12 protein-coding genes, 1 other RNA gene and 1 pseudogene are annotated in these 12,934 nt (G+C 60.0%); 4 read left to right on the top strand and 10 right to left on the bottom strand.

Annotated elements, in window-relative coordinates; genetic code table 11:
* The first annotated feature begins 183 nt into the window (after positions 1-183).
* Complete coding sequence (locus tag NWI_RS12305; protein ID WP_011315579.1) at positions 184-525, top strand: hypothetical protein; 342 nt, start codon at positions 184-186, stop codon at positions 523-525.
* A 153-nt stretch (positions 526-678) separates the two neighbouring features.
* On the opposite strand, the gene NWI_RS12300 is transcribed toward NWI_RS12305, so the two are convergent.
* The 3 genes from NWI_RS12300 to NWI_RS12290 all read right to left on the bottom strand — a co-directional run bounded on the left by NWI_RS12300 (position 679) and on the right by NWI_RS12290 (position 4,939).
* Positions 679-1,440 carry an ABC transporter permease gene (locus NWI_RS12300; protein ID WP_011315578.1) on the bottom strand — a complete coding sequence of 254 codons (762 nt, stop codon included), beginning with the start codon at positions 1,438-1,440 and terminating at the stop codon, positions 679-681.
* 1 nt (position 1,441) lies between these two features.
* Positions 1,442-2,362 carry an ABC transporter ATP-binding protein gene (locus tag NWI_RS12295; RefSeq protein ID WP_011315577.1) on the bottom strand — a complete coding sequence of 307 codons (921 nt, stop codon included), beginning with the start codon at positions 2,360-2,362 and terminating at the stop codon, positions 1,442-1,444.
* A 126-nt stretch (positions 2,363-2,488) separates the two neighbouring features.
* Positions 2,489-4,939 (bottom strand): ATP-dependent helicase, encoded by a 2,451-nt coding sequence (locus NWI_RS12290; protein WP_011315576.1) that lies wholly within the window; start codon positions 4,937-4,939, stop codon positions 2,489-2,491.
* 270 nt (positions 4,940-5,209) lie between these two features.
* Between NWI_RS12290 and NWI_RS12285 the strand changes: the two genes are divergently transcribed.
* Positions 5,210-5,383, top strand: a complete 174-nt coding sequence (locus NWI_RS12285; RefSeq protein ID WP_011315575.1) for a DUF1328 domain-containing protein — start codon at positions 5,210-5,212, stop codon at positions 5,381-5,383.
* 249 nt (positions 5,384-5,632) lie between these two features.
* On the opposite strand, the gene NWI_RS12280 is transcribed toward NWI_RS12285, so the two are convergent.
* The 7 genes and pseudogenes from NWI_RS12280 to ssrA all read right to left on the bottom strand — a co-directional run bounded on the left by NWI_RS12280 (position 5,633) and on the right by ssrA (position 11,315).
* Positions 5,633-6,984 (bottom strand): IS3 family transposase gene (locus NWI_RS12280; protein ID WP_148203808.1). Its coding sequence is split into 2 segments (ribosomal slippage): positions 5,633-6,648 and positions 6,648-6,984, totalling 1,353 coding nucleotides; the frame shifts between segments, so codons are not numbered across the junction.
* Between the two features lie 85 nt (positions 6,985-7,069).
* A pseudogene (locus tag NWI_RS18295) lies at positions 7,070-7,342 on the bottom strand (ribbon-helix-helix domain-containing protein); the annotation flags it as partial.
* 713 nt (positions 7,343-8,055) lie between these two features.
* Positions 8,056-8,310: a ribbon-helix-helix domain-containing protein gene (locus NWI_RS12265; protein ID WP_011315573.1), complete on the bottom strand. Its 255-nt coding sequence runs from the start codon at positions 8,308-8,310 to the stop codon at positions 8,056-8,058.
* Complete coding sequence (locus NWI_RS12260; protein WP_041345061.1) at positions 8,307-8,495, bottom strand: DUF4169 family protein; 189 nt, start codon at positions 8,493-8,495, stop codon at positions 8,307-8,309. Before NWI_RS12260 ends, NWI_RS12265 begins: the two co-directional genes overlap by 4 nt.
* A gap of 235 nt (positions 8,496-8,730) precedes the next feature.
* Positions 8,731-10,140 carry a class II fumarate hydratase gene (gene fumC, locus NWI_RS12255; protein ID WP_011315571.1) on the bottom strand — a complete coding sequence of 470 codons (1,410 nt, stop codon included), beginning with the start codon at positions 10,138-10,140 and terminating at the stop codon, positions 8,731-8,733.
* 86 nt (positions 10,141-10,226) lie between these two features.
* Positions 10,227-10,775, bottom strand: a complete 549-nt coding sequence (locus NWI_RS12250) for an SspB family protein (RefSeq protein WP_011315570.1) — start codon at positions 10,773-10,775, stop codon at positions 10,227-10,229.
* 181 nt (positions 10,776-10,956) lie between these two features.
* Positions 10,957-11,315, bottom strand: a transfer-messenger RNA (tmRNA) gene (ssrA, locus tag NWI_RS17085).
* Between the two features lie 215 nt (positions 11,316-11,530).
* Here ssrA and NWI_RS12245 point away from each other — a divergent pair.
* Together NWI_RS12245 and NWI_RS12240 are read left to right on the top strand one after the other, a co-directional pair.
* Positions 11,531-12,325, top strand: coding sequence for a thymidylate synthase (locus NWI_RS12245; RefSeq protein ID WP_011315569.1), 795 nt, complete (start codon positions 11,531-11,533; stop codon positions 12,323-12,325).
* Positions 12,322-12,858, top strand: a complete 537-nt coding sequence (locus NWI_RS12240; RefSeq protein ID WP_011315568.1) for a dihydrofolate reductase — start codon at positions 12,322-12,324, stop codon at positions 12,856-12,858. Before NWI_RS12245 ends, NWI_RS12240 begins: the two co-directional genes overlap by 4 nt.
* Positions 12,859-12,934 lie beyond the last annotated feature (76 nt).

Here is a 12,934-nt window from a genome sequence, read left to right as displayed (position 1 = left end):
CAGGGCGGGCAAGAGAAAACCTCGGGTGGGAAGTTCTGTGAAGCTCTGGCGATGGTGTGGAACTTCCGACCGGAGACCGGGTTATCACCCCCGCGAATCCAGCGATGACATTCCGCCGGTGGCGGCCGAGCCAAGTCAAGTCTTCAACATCCAAGTCTTCAACATCAAGGGATAGAGATACCGATGAGGATCAAAACCAAGGCATTGCCGACCGAATCTTCCTTCCGGCTGCGGATCGCGGTGGCGGTCGCCGCGGCGGCGCTCGCCGTGCTCTCCATTCCGTATCCGGCGCATGCTCAGGGCGTGTTCGGTGGCATGGAGCGCGGCGCCAACCAGGGTGCTTATGAGGGAAACCGTGCTGCGGGACCGGTGGGCGGCGCGATCGGCGGTGCGATCGGCGCCGGGGTCGGTGGCGCCGTCGGCGGCGTCAGGGGGGTGCTCGGCATTCCGGATCGCGGACCTCACCGGGGACAACGATGCCGCGGCTATTGGAAGCGCGGGCACTTCTACTGCTACCGCCGATAGGGGTTAAGACATCAGCAGGCCGCGGTCGGGGATCATCCCGGCGCGGCCTGTGATTTTGCGTGGGTGTTCCCACTTTTCGAAACCGTGCTTGGAGATTATTGTCTGGTCGCATTTTCTTGCGTCGAACGGTCATCAGTTCGCCGGGGCCATGCTTTAATTTCTCAGCCGATAGCCGGTTCGGAATATCCACCATACGACCAACATGCAGACGACGAGGAAACCGACCGTCATGCCGATACTGACCGACAGGCTGACGTCGGCGATCTCGTAAAAACTCCACCTGAATCCGCTGATGAGATAGACGACGGGATTGAACAGCGCGGCGGTTTGCCATGCCGGCGGCAGCATGTTGATCGAATAAAAACTGCCTCCGAGGAACGTCAACGGCGTGATGATCAGCATCGGAATCATTTGCAGCTTCTCGAAGCCGTCGGCCCAGATGCCGATGATGAAGCCGAACAGGCTGAATGTGACGGAGGTCAGGACCAGAAAGGTCAGCATCCAGATCGGGTGATGGATGTGCAGCGGAACGAACAGGCCGGCGGTCGCCAGAATGATCAGGCCCAGAATGATCGATTTGGTGGCGGCGGCTCCCACATAGCCCATAATGATCTCGAAATAGGAAACCGGCGCCGACAGTATCTCGTAGATGGTGCCGATGAACTTCGGGAAGTAGATGCCGAACGAAGCATTGGTGATGCTTTGCGTCAGCACGGATAGCATGATGAGCCCCGGTACGATGAAGGTGCCGTAACTGACGCCCTCGACCTCGGTGATGCGCGATCCGATCGCCGCGCCGAACACCACGAAATAGAGCGAGGTCGAAACCACCGGCGACACGATGCTTTGCAGCAGCGTGCGCCAGGTGCGCGCCATCTCGAACTTGTAAATCGCCTGCACGGCTCCGAAATTCATGTCAGGTCCTGACCAGGCTGACGAAGATCTCTTCCAGCGAGCTTTGTGTGGTGTCGAGATCGGAAAACCTGATGCCGGCGGCGCGGAGATCGCCGAGCAGGCTGGTGATTCCGGTGTGCTCACTCCGGGTGTCATAGGTGTAGATCACCTGCCTGCCGTCCGCGGCAAGTTCGAGATTGTAAGCCGCCAACGTCGCGGGGATGGCTTCGACCTTACCCTGCAAATGAAGCTTCAACCGTTTTTTGCCAAGCTTCTGCATCAGTGCGGTCTTTTCATCGACGAGAATGATCTCGCCTTTATTGATGACGCCGACCCGGTCCGCCATTTCTTCAGCCTCCTCGATGTAATGCGTCGTCAGAATGATCGTGACGCCCGAGGCTCGCAGCGTGCGCACCACCCCCCACATCGCCTTTCGCAATTCGACATCGACGCCGGCCGTGGGCTCGTCGAGAAACAGCACTTGCGGTTCGTGCGAAAGCGCTTTCGCGATCATCACGCGCCGTTTCATGCCGCCGGACAGCGTGACGATCTTGCTGTCTTTCTTGTCCCACAAAGAGAGATCCTTCAGGACCTTCTCGATATGAGTCGGATTTCTGGGTTTTCCGAACAGCCCGCGGCTGAAACTGACGGTCGCCCAGACCGTTTCGAAGGCATCGGTATGCAACTCCTGCGGCACGAGGCCGATCATCGCGCGGGTCGCCCGATAGTCGCGGCGGATATCCCGGCCGTCGACCAGCACCTGACCGGCGGACGGATTGGTGATGCCGCAGATGATGCTGATGAGAGTTGTCTTGCCGGCACCGTTGGGACCGAGCAGCGCGAAGATTTCGCCCCGCTTGATATCGAGGTCGATGCTCTTCAGCGCCATGAAGCCGGACGCGTAAGCCTTCGACAAACCGGAGATGGATATCATGGACGACATGCGAGGCTTGATACGCTGTAAGCGGGTGGAGAGGAACGAGGAGAGAGATGATATCGCGGCGGAATGGCGGGACGATGGAGAATGCAGGTCAACAGATAGGAGCACGGGCGGTGGTTCGCAATTCGGTTACACCCGCGCGACGAAGCTATCGACCACCTTTTTTTCGCCGGCTTTTTCAAAGGTGATGGTCAGCTTGTTGCCATCGATTCGCGCGACTTTCCCGTAGCCGAACTTCTGATGAAAAACACGGTCGCCCAATGAGAAGCCGGAATCCGAGCCGGTGGATCGTGCGATCAACTCTCCTTCGATGACCACCGGCGCGCGCTTCGACTTCGATCGGTTTGCATCGTAGGGCGTTCCGGCCTCATTGAACCCGCCCCGGCCGCGATTGGCCTGCGCGCGTTGCCAGCCTGGAGTCGCATAGCTCGAGCCGAAGGAATCGATGTTGTCGAAACGCGAGGGGCCGTAACCGCCCGTTCCGCCCCAGCCCGATCCACCCTTCGATTCCGTGATCTCCACATTCTCCGCCGGCAACTCGTCGAGAAAGCGGGACGGAATCGTGGTCGACCACGAGCCGTGGATGCGGCGATTGGTGGCGAAGTAAAGTTTCGCGCGACGGCGCGCCCGTGTCAGGCCGACATGCGCGAGGCGGCGCTCTTCTTCCAGGCCGGAGCGTCCCTGCTCGTCCAGCGCCCGCTGATGAGGAAACAGGCCTTCCTCCCAGCCGGGCAGGAAGACGGTATCGAATTCAAGTCCCTTGGCGGAATGCAGTGTCATCACCGAGACGGCATCCTCGTCCGCGCCGCCGTCGCGGTCCATCACCAGGGATATATGCTCGAGAAAGCCTTGCAGGTTTTCGAACTCATCCATCGAGCGTATCAGCTCTTTCAGGTTTTCGAGGCGTCCTGCGGCGTCGGCCGAGCGATCCTTCTGCCACATCTCGGTGTAGCCGCTCTCGTCCAGCACGATCTCGGCAAGCTCGGTATGCCGCATGGCCTCCCGCTGGATACGCCAGCGGTCGAAGCTCTCCAGCAGAGCGCGCAGCGATCCGCGCGCTTTTGGTTTCAACTCGTCGGTTTCGACAACGGCGCGGGCGGCTTCGCTAAGCGGGATCTGACGCTTTCGCGCGATCTCGTGCAGCATCTTGACGGTAGCGTCGCCGAGGCCGCGTTTAGGCACGTTGACGATGCGCTCGAATGCAAGGTCATCGGCCGGCGAGTTGATGAGGCGCAGATAGGCGAGCGCGTCACGGATCTCGGCGCGCTCATAGAAGCGTGGGCCGCCGATGACGCGATAGGGTAGGCCAAGCGTGAGAAAGCGGTCTTCGAACTCGCGCATCTGGAATGAAGCGCGCACCAGAATCGCGATTTCGTTCAGCTTTTCGCCGGCACGCTGGAGCTGCTCGATTTCCTCGCCGATGGCGCGGGCTTCCTCCTCAGAGTCCCAGGAGCCGGTGACGGTGACCTTCTCGCCATCGACATCCTCGGTCCGCAACGTCTTGCCGAGCCGGTCTTCGTTATGCGCGATCAGGTGCGAGGCGGCGGCGAGGATATGGCCGGTCGAGCGATAGTTGCGTTCCAGCCGGATTACCTTGGCGCCGGGAAAATCGTGGTCGAACCGCAGGATGTTATCCACCTCGGCGCCGCGCCAGCCGTAGATCGACTGGTCGTCGTCGCCGACGCAGCAGATGTTTCTGGATCGAGCCGTGCGCGGGTCGGGACCTTCCGCCGCGACGGGAGCGGGAAACAGCGCGTGGGATGACGGCGGCGCTTGGGACAGCAATCTCAGCCATAGATATTGGGCAACGTTGGTGTCCTGATATTCGTCGACAAGGATAAACTTGAAGCGGTTCTGGTATTGTCGCAGCACGTCCGGATGCTCGCGGAACAGCCGGATGTTTTCGAGCAGCAGATCGCCGAAGTCTGCGGCGTTGAGGATTTTCAACCGTGCCTGGTAGGCGGCGTAAAGCTTGCCGCCACGACCGTTGCCGAAGACGGAGGCTTCGCCCGACGGCACCTGCGCGGGCGTCAGTCCGCGGTTCTTCCAGCCGTCGATCAACCCGGCCAGCATCCGCGCGGGCCAGCGCTTGTCGTCGATGTTGTCGGCCTGCAGAAGCTGTTTGAGCAGACGGATCTGGTCGTCGACATCGAGAATCGTGAAGTTGGATTTGAGCTGCACCAGCTCGGCATGAACGCGCAGGATTCGGCCCGCAATGGAATGAAAGGTGCCGAGCCACGGCATGCCTTCGACGGCCTGCCCGAGCATCTGTCCGAGACGATGCTTCATCTCGCGGGCGGCCTTGTTGGTGAAGGTGACCGACAGGATTTCGCCGGAGCGGGCGCGGCCCTGGCTGAGGATATGCGCAATGCGGGTCGTCAGCACGCGGGTCTTGCCTGTGCCCGCGCCGGCCAGCACCAGAACCGGTCCGTCCAGCGTTTCCACGGCCTCGCGCTGCTCCGGATTGAGCCCGCTCAGATATCGTGGCGCTGCCGCGGCTCGCGCACGCGCAGCGATGCCGCCGGCGGCGGGCTGGTGCCCGGAAACGTTGGTATGGATCAGTCTGTTCGGCTCGGTCATGCGAATCGTCTTTCCCTACGATGGCACTGCCTGCCAGCGAAGGGGAGCCCTCTCAGCAAGGATGAAGAAATATATAGGGCGAACGTGCTTCGTAGCGACTTTTTAGCCTCCCGGCCAACAAATCATCGCGTCGCGCTCGATGTTTTGTTCCCCAAAACTGCTTATTTTCCTGATTTTCTTTCGAACACCACCAGCACGGAACCATTGTTCCCGTAACGGATTGATTTTTCAGTCAACGCGCAAAGCGCGCCGAAAATGGAGACCAAAATCATGTTGAACTGGGTGGTGACGTTCCTGGTTATTGCATTGATCGCCGGCGTTCTGGGCTTTGGAGGGATCGCGGGCGCCTCCTTCGAAATCGCCAAGATCATCTTCTTCATTGCTCTCATCCTGTTTGTGATCTCGGCGGTGGTCGGCTTTTTGCGCGGACGGAACCGCGTGTAGCGGGTAAGGAAATATCCGAGGGCATGGCGATCTGCTTCCCCGTGCCCTCGGGCCTGCAAGACGGTGCTGCACCTTCGACGATAGCTTGGAAATAACCACGGCTGGAATTCTTCTACAGCGGGCGGCGGATAAACGGGTCGCTTTCTCTCATCGGAATCCATCATTACGGATTTGTCTGTCCGTCGTCAGATGAATTGAGACTGTTCCGGGGTCACGGGAACGGAGGTTCTGGCTCATCTGGGTTTGAGGTTAGGCGGCCTGCAGGTGATGCTGCAAGCGTCTTTGGTGGATGGTCTGGCGTTTGATCCTTTCGCGTTCGGTGAGGATGGTCTGCCCGCGGCCGAAGTAGACGTCAGCGGGCGTGAGATTATCGATGCTCTCGTGATAGCGGCCGTGATTGTAGTGCTCGACGAAGGCCGCGACCTGCCGTTCAAGGTCGCCGGGCAGATAGTAGTTTTCCAGCAGGATGCGGTTCTTCAGGGTCTGATGCCAGCGCTCGATCTTGCCCTGCGTCTGGGGATGATACGGCGCGCCGCGAACGTGTTTCATGCCCTTGCCGTCGAGCCAGGTAGCGAGTTCGGCCGAGATGTATGAGGCGCCGTTGTCGCTCAACAGCCTCGGCCGATGCGCGACCGCGATCTGGTCGAGCCCCGATGCCGCCAGAGCCAGATCGAGCGTGGCGGTGACGTCATCCGCCCGCATCGTGGCGCAGAGCTTCCAGGCGACGATGAAGCGGGAGAAGTCGTCGAGCACGGTCGAGAGATAATACCAGCCCCAACCCGTGATCTTCAGGTAGGTGAAGTCGGTTTGCCAGAGCTGGTTGGGCGCTGTCGTCTTGTCCTTGAACTCAGACGCCGCCTTGATGACGATATAGGCTGGGCTGGTGATGAGATCATGAGCCTTCAGCAGCCGATATACCGACGCCTCCGAGACAAAGTAGCGCTTCTCGTCGGTGAAGCGCACCGCCAGCTCGCGCGGGCTCAGCTCCGTTTCGCGCAGCGCCAGCTCGACGATCTCGGCCCGGATTGGGTCAGGAATCCGGTTCCAGACACGATCCGGCCGCGAGCGATGATCGGCCAGAGCCTCGATCCCACCGGTGAGATAGCGATCGTACCAGCGATAGAACGTGGCGCGCGGGATGCCGAGCTTGTCCAGGGTTCGCCGTGCCGGCAGATGCGAGGCCTCGACCAGGCGAATGATCTCGGCCTTTTCGGATGCAGGATACCTCATGTGTCGTCCTCCCCATCCGCGAGCATGCTTTTTTTCAGCAGGCGGTTTTCCAGGGTGAGATCGGCCACGGCCTCCTTCAGGGCCTGCGCCTCACGGCGCAGCTCTTTCACCTCGTCCGACGTCGCGGCGCGGGCCGTGTCACCAGCGAGACGGCGCTTGCCGGCGTCGAGGAACTCCTTCGACCAGCCGTAATACATCGACGAGGCGATCCCCTCGCGCCGACACAGCTCGGCGATGCTCTCCTCGCCGCGCACGCCTTCCAGCACGATGCGGATCTTCTCTTCAGCCGAGAACTGCCGGCGCGTTGCCCGGCGGATGTCCTTCACGACCTGCTCTGCCGGTGCTTTCTCCGGCCCGGATTTCTGTCTCATCTGCGCTCCAAATTGGCTGCGATGATCCAGAAATCCTCCCTTCCCGAAAACTCCTAAACTGTCTCAAGAGCCCTGACGGCGGACACGTGCTTGTTGCTCGCATGCGAAAATGTTCCAGGACATACAGACGGATCGCCGAAGACAAATTGCTGGTCCTGCGATTGGTATCGATCGAGGCAATCTGCGTGGAAAGGGTTATGCCCTGTCGTGTCGCGATGTCCTTCAGGCTTGTCCAGAACGCGTCTTCGAGGCTCACGCTGGTCTTGTGTCCGCCGACGACCACCGATCGTTTGACGACGGCATATTCGCGCAACAGTTCCGGCTCTCCGCGGCGGTCGCCGCTTTCGTCGTTGTGCATGATTGACTTCCTCTGTGGTCGGCAAGCCTCATCATCGGCGCACGATGATATCTCACCGGACGTCTTGTTCGGTCTGACTGCGAAAACGGTGCTGCGGATCGTCGGTGGACCGCGCCGCGGGCATGCGGGCGATCCTGCGGCCCACCTCTGATCGGCGCGATAGCTAGTGGATCGTCAAGGCGCAGGTACATAGTAGCTGAAAGTACCGGACCCCGATATTCGGAAAACAACCTATTGGTGTCCTGGAGCGAGGCGGTGCCGGTTCGCGCGAAGCTTCAATTCTGATTCCATCAGAGGCGGGAAGGCTCCGATCCGACACGCATTATAGCGTTTTCGAGCGAAGTGGAATCCGGTTCGCGTAAAGAAAACGCGTCAAATCAAAAAGCTAGAGTCGTTCACCGCTTCCATGAAGCGGTGAACGACTCTAGAGCATGATCCGATCAAGTTGAATCGGACCATGTTCTAGAAATGGTTGTCTAGTCGCATTTTCTCGCGGCGAACCGGTATCCACTTCGTCGGAAAATGCTCTATCGTGTGACGCCGATATGCGCAGACATGCGGAAGGAAATTGACGAGAGCATGATCGCGACCCGAAGGGCCGCGCCAGCGCAAAGCGGAAACCGAAAGATGATGCTCAAACAAAAGATAAGCGACGATTCTGATTCAACGCAGTTGAACCGGACTCGAGGTGTTCCGCGGAAAGGTGATGCCTGCTATCCGAGGCTGGGACTGTTTTCGGGTCCGGACGTCGCCGCACGGCTTCGGAAGTAGTCCAGCACGAAGAGACGGATCGCCGAGGAGAGGTTGCCCTGTTGACGGTTGCTGTCGATCTCCCCGACGAGTTCGGACAGGGTCATGTCACGGTGACTCGAAATTTCCTTCATCCCGTTCCAGAATGCTTCCTCGAGGCTCACGCTGGTCTTGTGACCGGCGACCACGATCGATCGTTTCACGACCGGCGATTTCATGATGCGTCCTCGCCGTCGATGCGATGTTGATCGAGCAAACTTAGTTCTCGCGCCTTTCGCTGCTTCGAAAGATCGCGCTCGGCTTTGGTGAGGCCGAAGCGCGCTCGATTGGCGTCAGCGACGGCGGCCGCGCGTTCGCGTTCAGCGCGCTTCCTGCGCTTGTTCAGGTTAATCACATCCCCCATGACCAATTCCGCTATCTCAAATGCCGGGAACGCGTTGTTACGAAAATCGAAAATTCATTCCGCCAAAACGGCTATAATTCGTGGTGGATCATGATACGCCGCAACAGGGCGAAGGAGTGTCTAAGCTGTCCGACGATATTAGTATAGAGCTGTTCACGAAAAGCTGATCATCAGACGACCGTCGCCGCTTATAGAAACTCTAGAATGACAGAAGCATCGAAGCGTCGGCCGATCACTACCCCGGCCGCGTCATTTTGCTGGGTTGCACCAGCCGGTCGAACTCCGCAGCCGTAATAAAGCCGAGCCGCTGAGCCTCCTCCTTCAATGTCGTTCCGCGATCATGGGCGGCCTTGGCGACCTTCGCCGCGTTATCGTAGCCGATTTTCGGTGCGAGCGCGGTGACCAGCATGAGCGAGCGTTGCATCAATTCGCTGATCCGCTGCTCGTCGGCGCGGATGCCCTTGATGCAGTGTTCGGTGAATGAGCGCGTGGCGTCGGCGAGCAATCGTATGGAATCGATCATGCAATAAGCCAGGACCGGCTTGTAGACGTTGAGCTCGAAATGTCCCTGACTGCCGGCCACGGTCATGGTCGTGTGATTTCCAAACACCCGACAGCAGACCATGGTTATGGCTTCGCACTGAGTGGGGTTGACCTTCCCCGGCATAATGGACGATCCGGGTTCGTTCTCGGGAAGGATCAACTCGCCGAGACCGGAACGAGGTCCGGATCCCAGAAAGCGGATATCGTTCGCGATCTTGAACAGGCCCGTTGCGACGGCGTTGATCGCGCCGTGAGCGAAGACATAGGCGTCGTTTGAGGCGAGGGCTTCAAACTTGTTGGGAGCGCTCTTGAAAGGGAGTTTTGCGAGCAGAGCGGCGTTCCTCGCGAACAGTTTCGCAAATTTGGGCTTCGTGTTGAGCCCGGTCCCCACCGCGGTTCCACCTTGCGCCAGCGGATAGAGGTCGTTCAGCGCCATGCGAAGCCGCGTCAGGCCACTCTCGACCTGCGCCGCATAGCCGGAAAATTCCTGGCCGAGCGTTAGCGGGGTTGCATCCTGGGTATGGGTCCGTCCTATCTTGACGATAGACGCGAACGCCTTTTCCTTTTTGCGCAGCGCCCTGAGCAGAGCGGCCAGCGCGGGGACGAGATCCGACACGATGCCGTGAGCCGCCGCGATATGCATCGCCGTCGGAAATGTATCGTTCGACGATTGGCTCATGTTGACGTGGTCGTTCGGATGAACAGGCTTCTTGTCGCCGAGCTTGCCGCCGAGCATCTCGTTGGCGCGGTTGGCGATGACCTCGTTGAGGTTCATGTTGGTCTGCGTGCCGGATCCCGTCTGCCAGACCACGAGCGGAAAGTGATCATCCAGCTTGCCCTCGATCACCTCGCGCGCCGCGCGAATGATTGCTTTCGCGCGCCGGCGGTCGAGCAGGCCAAGCTCCTGATTGGTCTGTGCCGCCGCCAGCTTGACGATGCCGAGCGCTCTGATCAGCGGCATCGGCATCCGGTCCTCGCCGATGCGGAAGTTTTGCCGGCTGCGCTCGGTCTGGGCTCCCCAGTAGCGGTCGGCCTGAACCTCGATGGCGCCGAAGCTGTCGGTCTCCGTGCGGGTTTTCGCCGTGCGTGATGACGTGGCCATGGCTCAGTCCGTTATGTTCATGTCGCGGCCGGACGCGGTCCCCATCCCCACCTCCTTGAAAGGAGGATCAGGCACAGGCGGCCTTGTTACTTCTTGCGGAAGCGGTCCAGCCTGACAACCTCGGCGCCCTGGCCCGGTTTAGGTTTGTTCTCGCTTTCGGCCGCTGCGGGCTGGGAAGGATCGGCAGGAACGGCCAGAGCCGTCGGGGAGGGCGCGGTCGATGGCTCGCTCGTGCTGGTCTCCTCGGTCTCGGCTTTCTCCGCCTGGGCTTCCCCTGTCTCAGCCGGCTCAAACTGCAATCCGAACTGTACAGATGGGTCGAAGAAGCTCTTGATCGCGCTGAAGGGAACCACGAGGCGCTCCGGCACGCCGCCGAACGAGAGGCCGACTTCGAAGTGATCCTCGGTCACTATCAGATCCCAGAACTGATGCTGGAGAATGATGGTCATCTCCTCGGGATACTGCGTCAGAAGACGGGGCGATATCGTCACGCCATCGGCCTTCGACTTGAAAGTGATGAAAAAGTGATGCTCGCCCGGCAGACCGCGCTCGGCGGCGTCTGTCAGCACGCGGCGCAGGACACCGCGCATGGCGTCGCTTGTAAGCAAATCGTAGCGGATGTGATCGGTTGGCATCGATTAGGTCTCGTCACCTCGGCAGAGTCGCGCAAATCGCCGCGAGCGTCTGAGGCCGACTCGCACCGCTCGCCGATGATACTCCTGCGATCCTGCCGGGTCAGCAGCGGTTGGGGTCGGCCGGTGAATTTCTCGTCGCCAGTTGGCTGAAGTGGTGAACGGATAAAGATGATAAAGATAAAGTGGAGGCTTCTGTTGCCAGGTGCCTCCGGACCCCGCCTGACGGAGCTTAACCCGTCAGGGCTTCAGAGTGGTCTTTCAAACTGCGTTACGCAGCCTGAGCAACCGGAGCATAGTTGTCGTTTGCAACTATTGCATAGCCCGATAACGGCGGAACCATACCGGGAAAAAGCGAGCCCTTTACGCCCTCGTCGATCCTGTTTCGCCCCCGCCAGAACCCGAATCAGCCACGTTCGGGCTCTGGTGGAGGCGCCGGGTACTGCCCCCGGGTCCGAATGGTTTATTGCGGCGGCCATTTATTTCCATAGCCGGCGAACCGGCGACTTCAATATAGTCCGCACGGCGCAAGGAAAAAAGGGTGTCTGACGGCACATTTTTCCGCCGCGGTGATCCAGTTTCCGGGGCATAAGGGGTGGGCGACGCTGTCAGCCCGCCCGATCCGACACCGGAGCATGATCCGATCAAGTTGATTGGACCATGCGCCGGAAGTACTGTTTGATCGCATTTTCTTGCGGCGAGCAGGTCATCCGCTTCGGCGGGATGCTTCAAGTTCATCGCCCGATAGCGCCACCGGAATGAATCAGTATCACGATCTGCTCGAACGAATTCTTGGTGAGGGTACGGAGAAGCATGACCGTACCGGCACCGGAACGCTGTCCGTCTTCGGGCATCAGATGCGCTTCGATCTCGCCTCCGGCTTCCCGATGCTGACCACCAAGAAGCTCCCTTTCAGGTCGATCGTGCATGAACTGCTCTGGTTCCTGAGGGGCGAGACCAACATCAAGTATCTGAAAGACAACGGGGTCTCGATCTGGGACGAGTGGGCCGATGCAAATGGCGATCTAGGCCCGGTATATGGCTCGCAATGGCGTTCATGGCCCGCGCGGGACGGACGCGGCATCGACCAGATCGCCAACGTCATTGACCTGATTCAGCGCAATCCCGACTCGCGGCGGCTGATCGTCAGCGCGTGGAATCCCGCCGACGTCGACAGGATGGCGCTGCCGCCGTGCCATTGCCTGTTTCAGTTCTATGTCGCCGGCGGGAAGCTGTCATGCCAGCTTTATCAGCGCTCGGCCGACGTGTTCCTCGGCGTGCCCTTCAATATCGCGTCCTATGCGCTGCTGACGATGATGGTCGCGCAGGTCACGGGGCTCAAGCCGGGCGACTTCGTCCACAGCCTGGGCGATGCGCACCTCTATTCAAATCATCTCGATCAGGCCCGGCTTCAACTGTCGCGGCCGACGCGGCCGCTGCCGACGATGACCATCAATCCCGAGGTGAAGGATATCTTCGCGTTCCGCTACGAGGATTTCAGGCTCGAGAACTACGATCCCCATCCGCACATCAAGGCCGAGGTCGCGGTATGACCGGGACCGTCAGCCCGCGTCCGGAAGTAATCCTGGTGGTTGCGGTTGCCGAGAACGGCGTCATCGGTCAGCGTAATGGAATCCCGTGGCGGCTGAAAGCCGATCTGCGGCGTTTCAAGGCGATCACAATCGGCAAGCCGATCGTGATGGGCCGCAAAACCTTCGACTCATTGCGCAGGCCGCTGCCGGGACGCACCAACATCGTCATCACCCGCGATCCGGATTTTACCGCGGTGGGAGCTTTGGTGGCGCGATCGCCGGCAGACGCGCTCGTCATCGCAAAAGGAGACGCCCTGCGGCGTTCAGTGGCCGAGATCGCGGTGATCGGCGGCGCCGAAATTTATGCCGCGTCCATGCCTGCGGCCGATCGTCTGGAAGTGACCGAGGTTCACACCGCAGTCGACGGCGACACTATTTTTCCGCCGATCGATCCGTCGGTATGGGACGAAATCGCCCGCTGCCGAAACAAGGCCGCCGCTGGTGACACTGCGGATTTTTCTTATGTGACATATCGCCGTCGCGTCCGGCATTAACCGCATTTCATGATGTTTGCATTGACATTTGTCTGATCGAATATAGCTCCTTTCAGCCAGCAAGCCGCGTTGTAAG

This window comes from Nitrobacter winogradskyi Nb-255, assembly GCF_000012725.1.
Lineage (GTDB): Bacteria > Pseudomonadota > Alphaproteobacteria > Rhizobiales > Xanthobacteraceae > Nitrobacter > Nitrobacter winogradskyi.
The sequence above is the reverse complement of the archived record's forward strand: the minus strand, read 5'-3'. Positions and strand labels throughout refer to the sequence as shown.

Bases quoted from the DNA above. Each gene is read 5' to 3' on its own strand.
- NWI_RS12305 (WP_011315579.1), top strand. From the start codon at position 184: ATGAGGATCAAAACCAAGGCATTGCCGACCGAATCTTCCTTCCGGCTG.
- NWI_RS12300 (WP_011315578.1), bottom strand. From the start codon at position 1,440: ATGAATTTCGGAGCCGTGCAGGCGATTTACAAGTTCGAGATGGCGCGC.
- NWI_RS12295 (WP_011315577.1), bottom strand. From the start codon at position 2,362: ATGTCGTCCATGATATCCATCTCCGGTTTGTCGAAGGCTTACGCGTCC.
- NWI_RS12290 (WP_011315576.1), bottom strand. From the start codon at position 4,939: ATGACCGAGCCGAACAGACTGATCCATACCAACGTTTCCGGGCACCAG.
- NWI_RS12285 (WP_011315575.1), top strand. From the start codon at position 5,210: ATGTTGAACTGGGTGGTGACGTTCCTGGTTATTGCATTGATCGCCGGC.
- NWI_RS12265 (WP_011315573.1), bottom strand. From the start codon at position 8,310: ATGAAATCGCCGGTCGTGAAACGATCGATCGTGGTCGCCGGTCACAAG.
- NWI_RS12260 (WP_041345061.1), bottom strand. From the start codon at position 8,495: ATGGGGGATGTGATTAACCTGAACAAGCGCAGGAAGCGCGCTGAACGC.
- fumC (WP_011315571.1), bottom strand. From the start codon at position 10,140: ATGGCCACGTCATCACGCACGGCGAAAACCCGCACGGAGACCGACAGC.
- NWI_RS12250 (WP_011315570.1), bottom strand. From the start codon at position 10,775: ATGCCAACCGATCACATCCGCTACGATTTGCTTACAAGCGACGCCATG.
- NWI_RS12245 (WP_011315569.1), top strand. From the start codon at position 11,531: ATGAATCAGTATCACGATCTGCTCGAACGAATTCTTGGTGAGGGTACG.
- NWI_RS12240 (WP_011315568.1), top strand. From the start codon at position 12,322: ATGACCGGGACCGTCAGCCCGCGTCCGGAAGTAATCCTGGTGGTTGCG.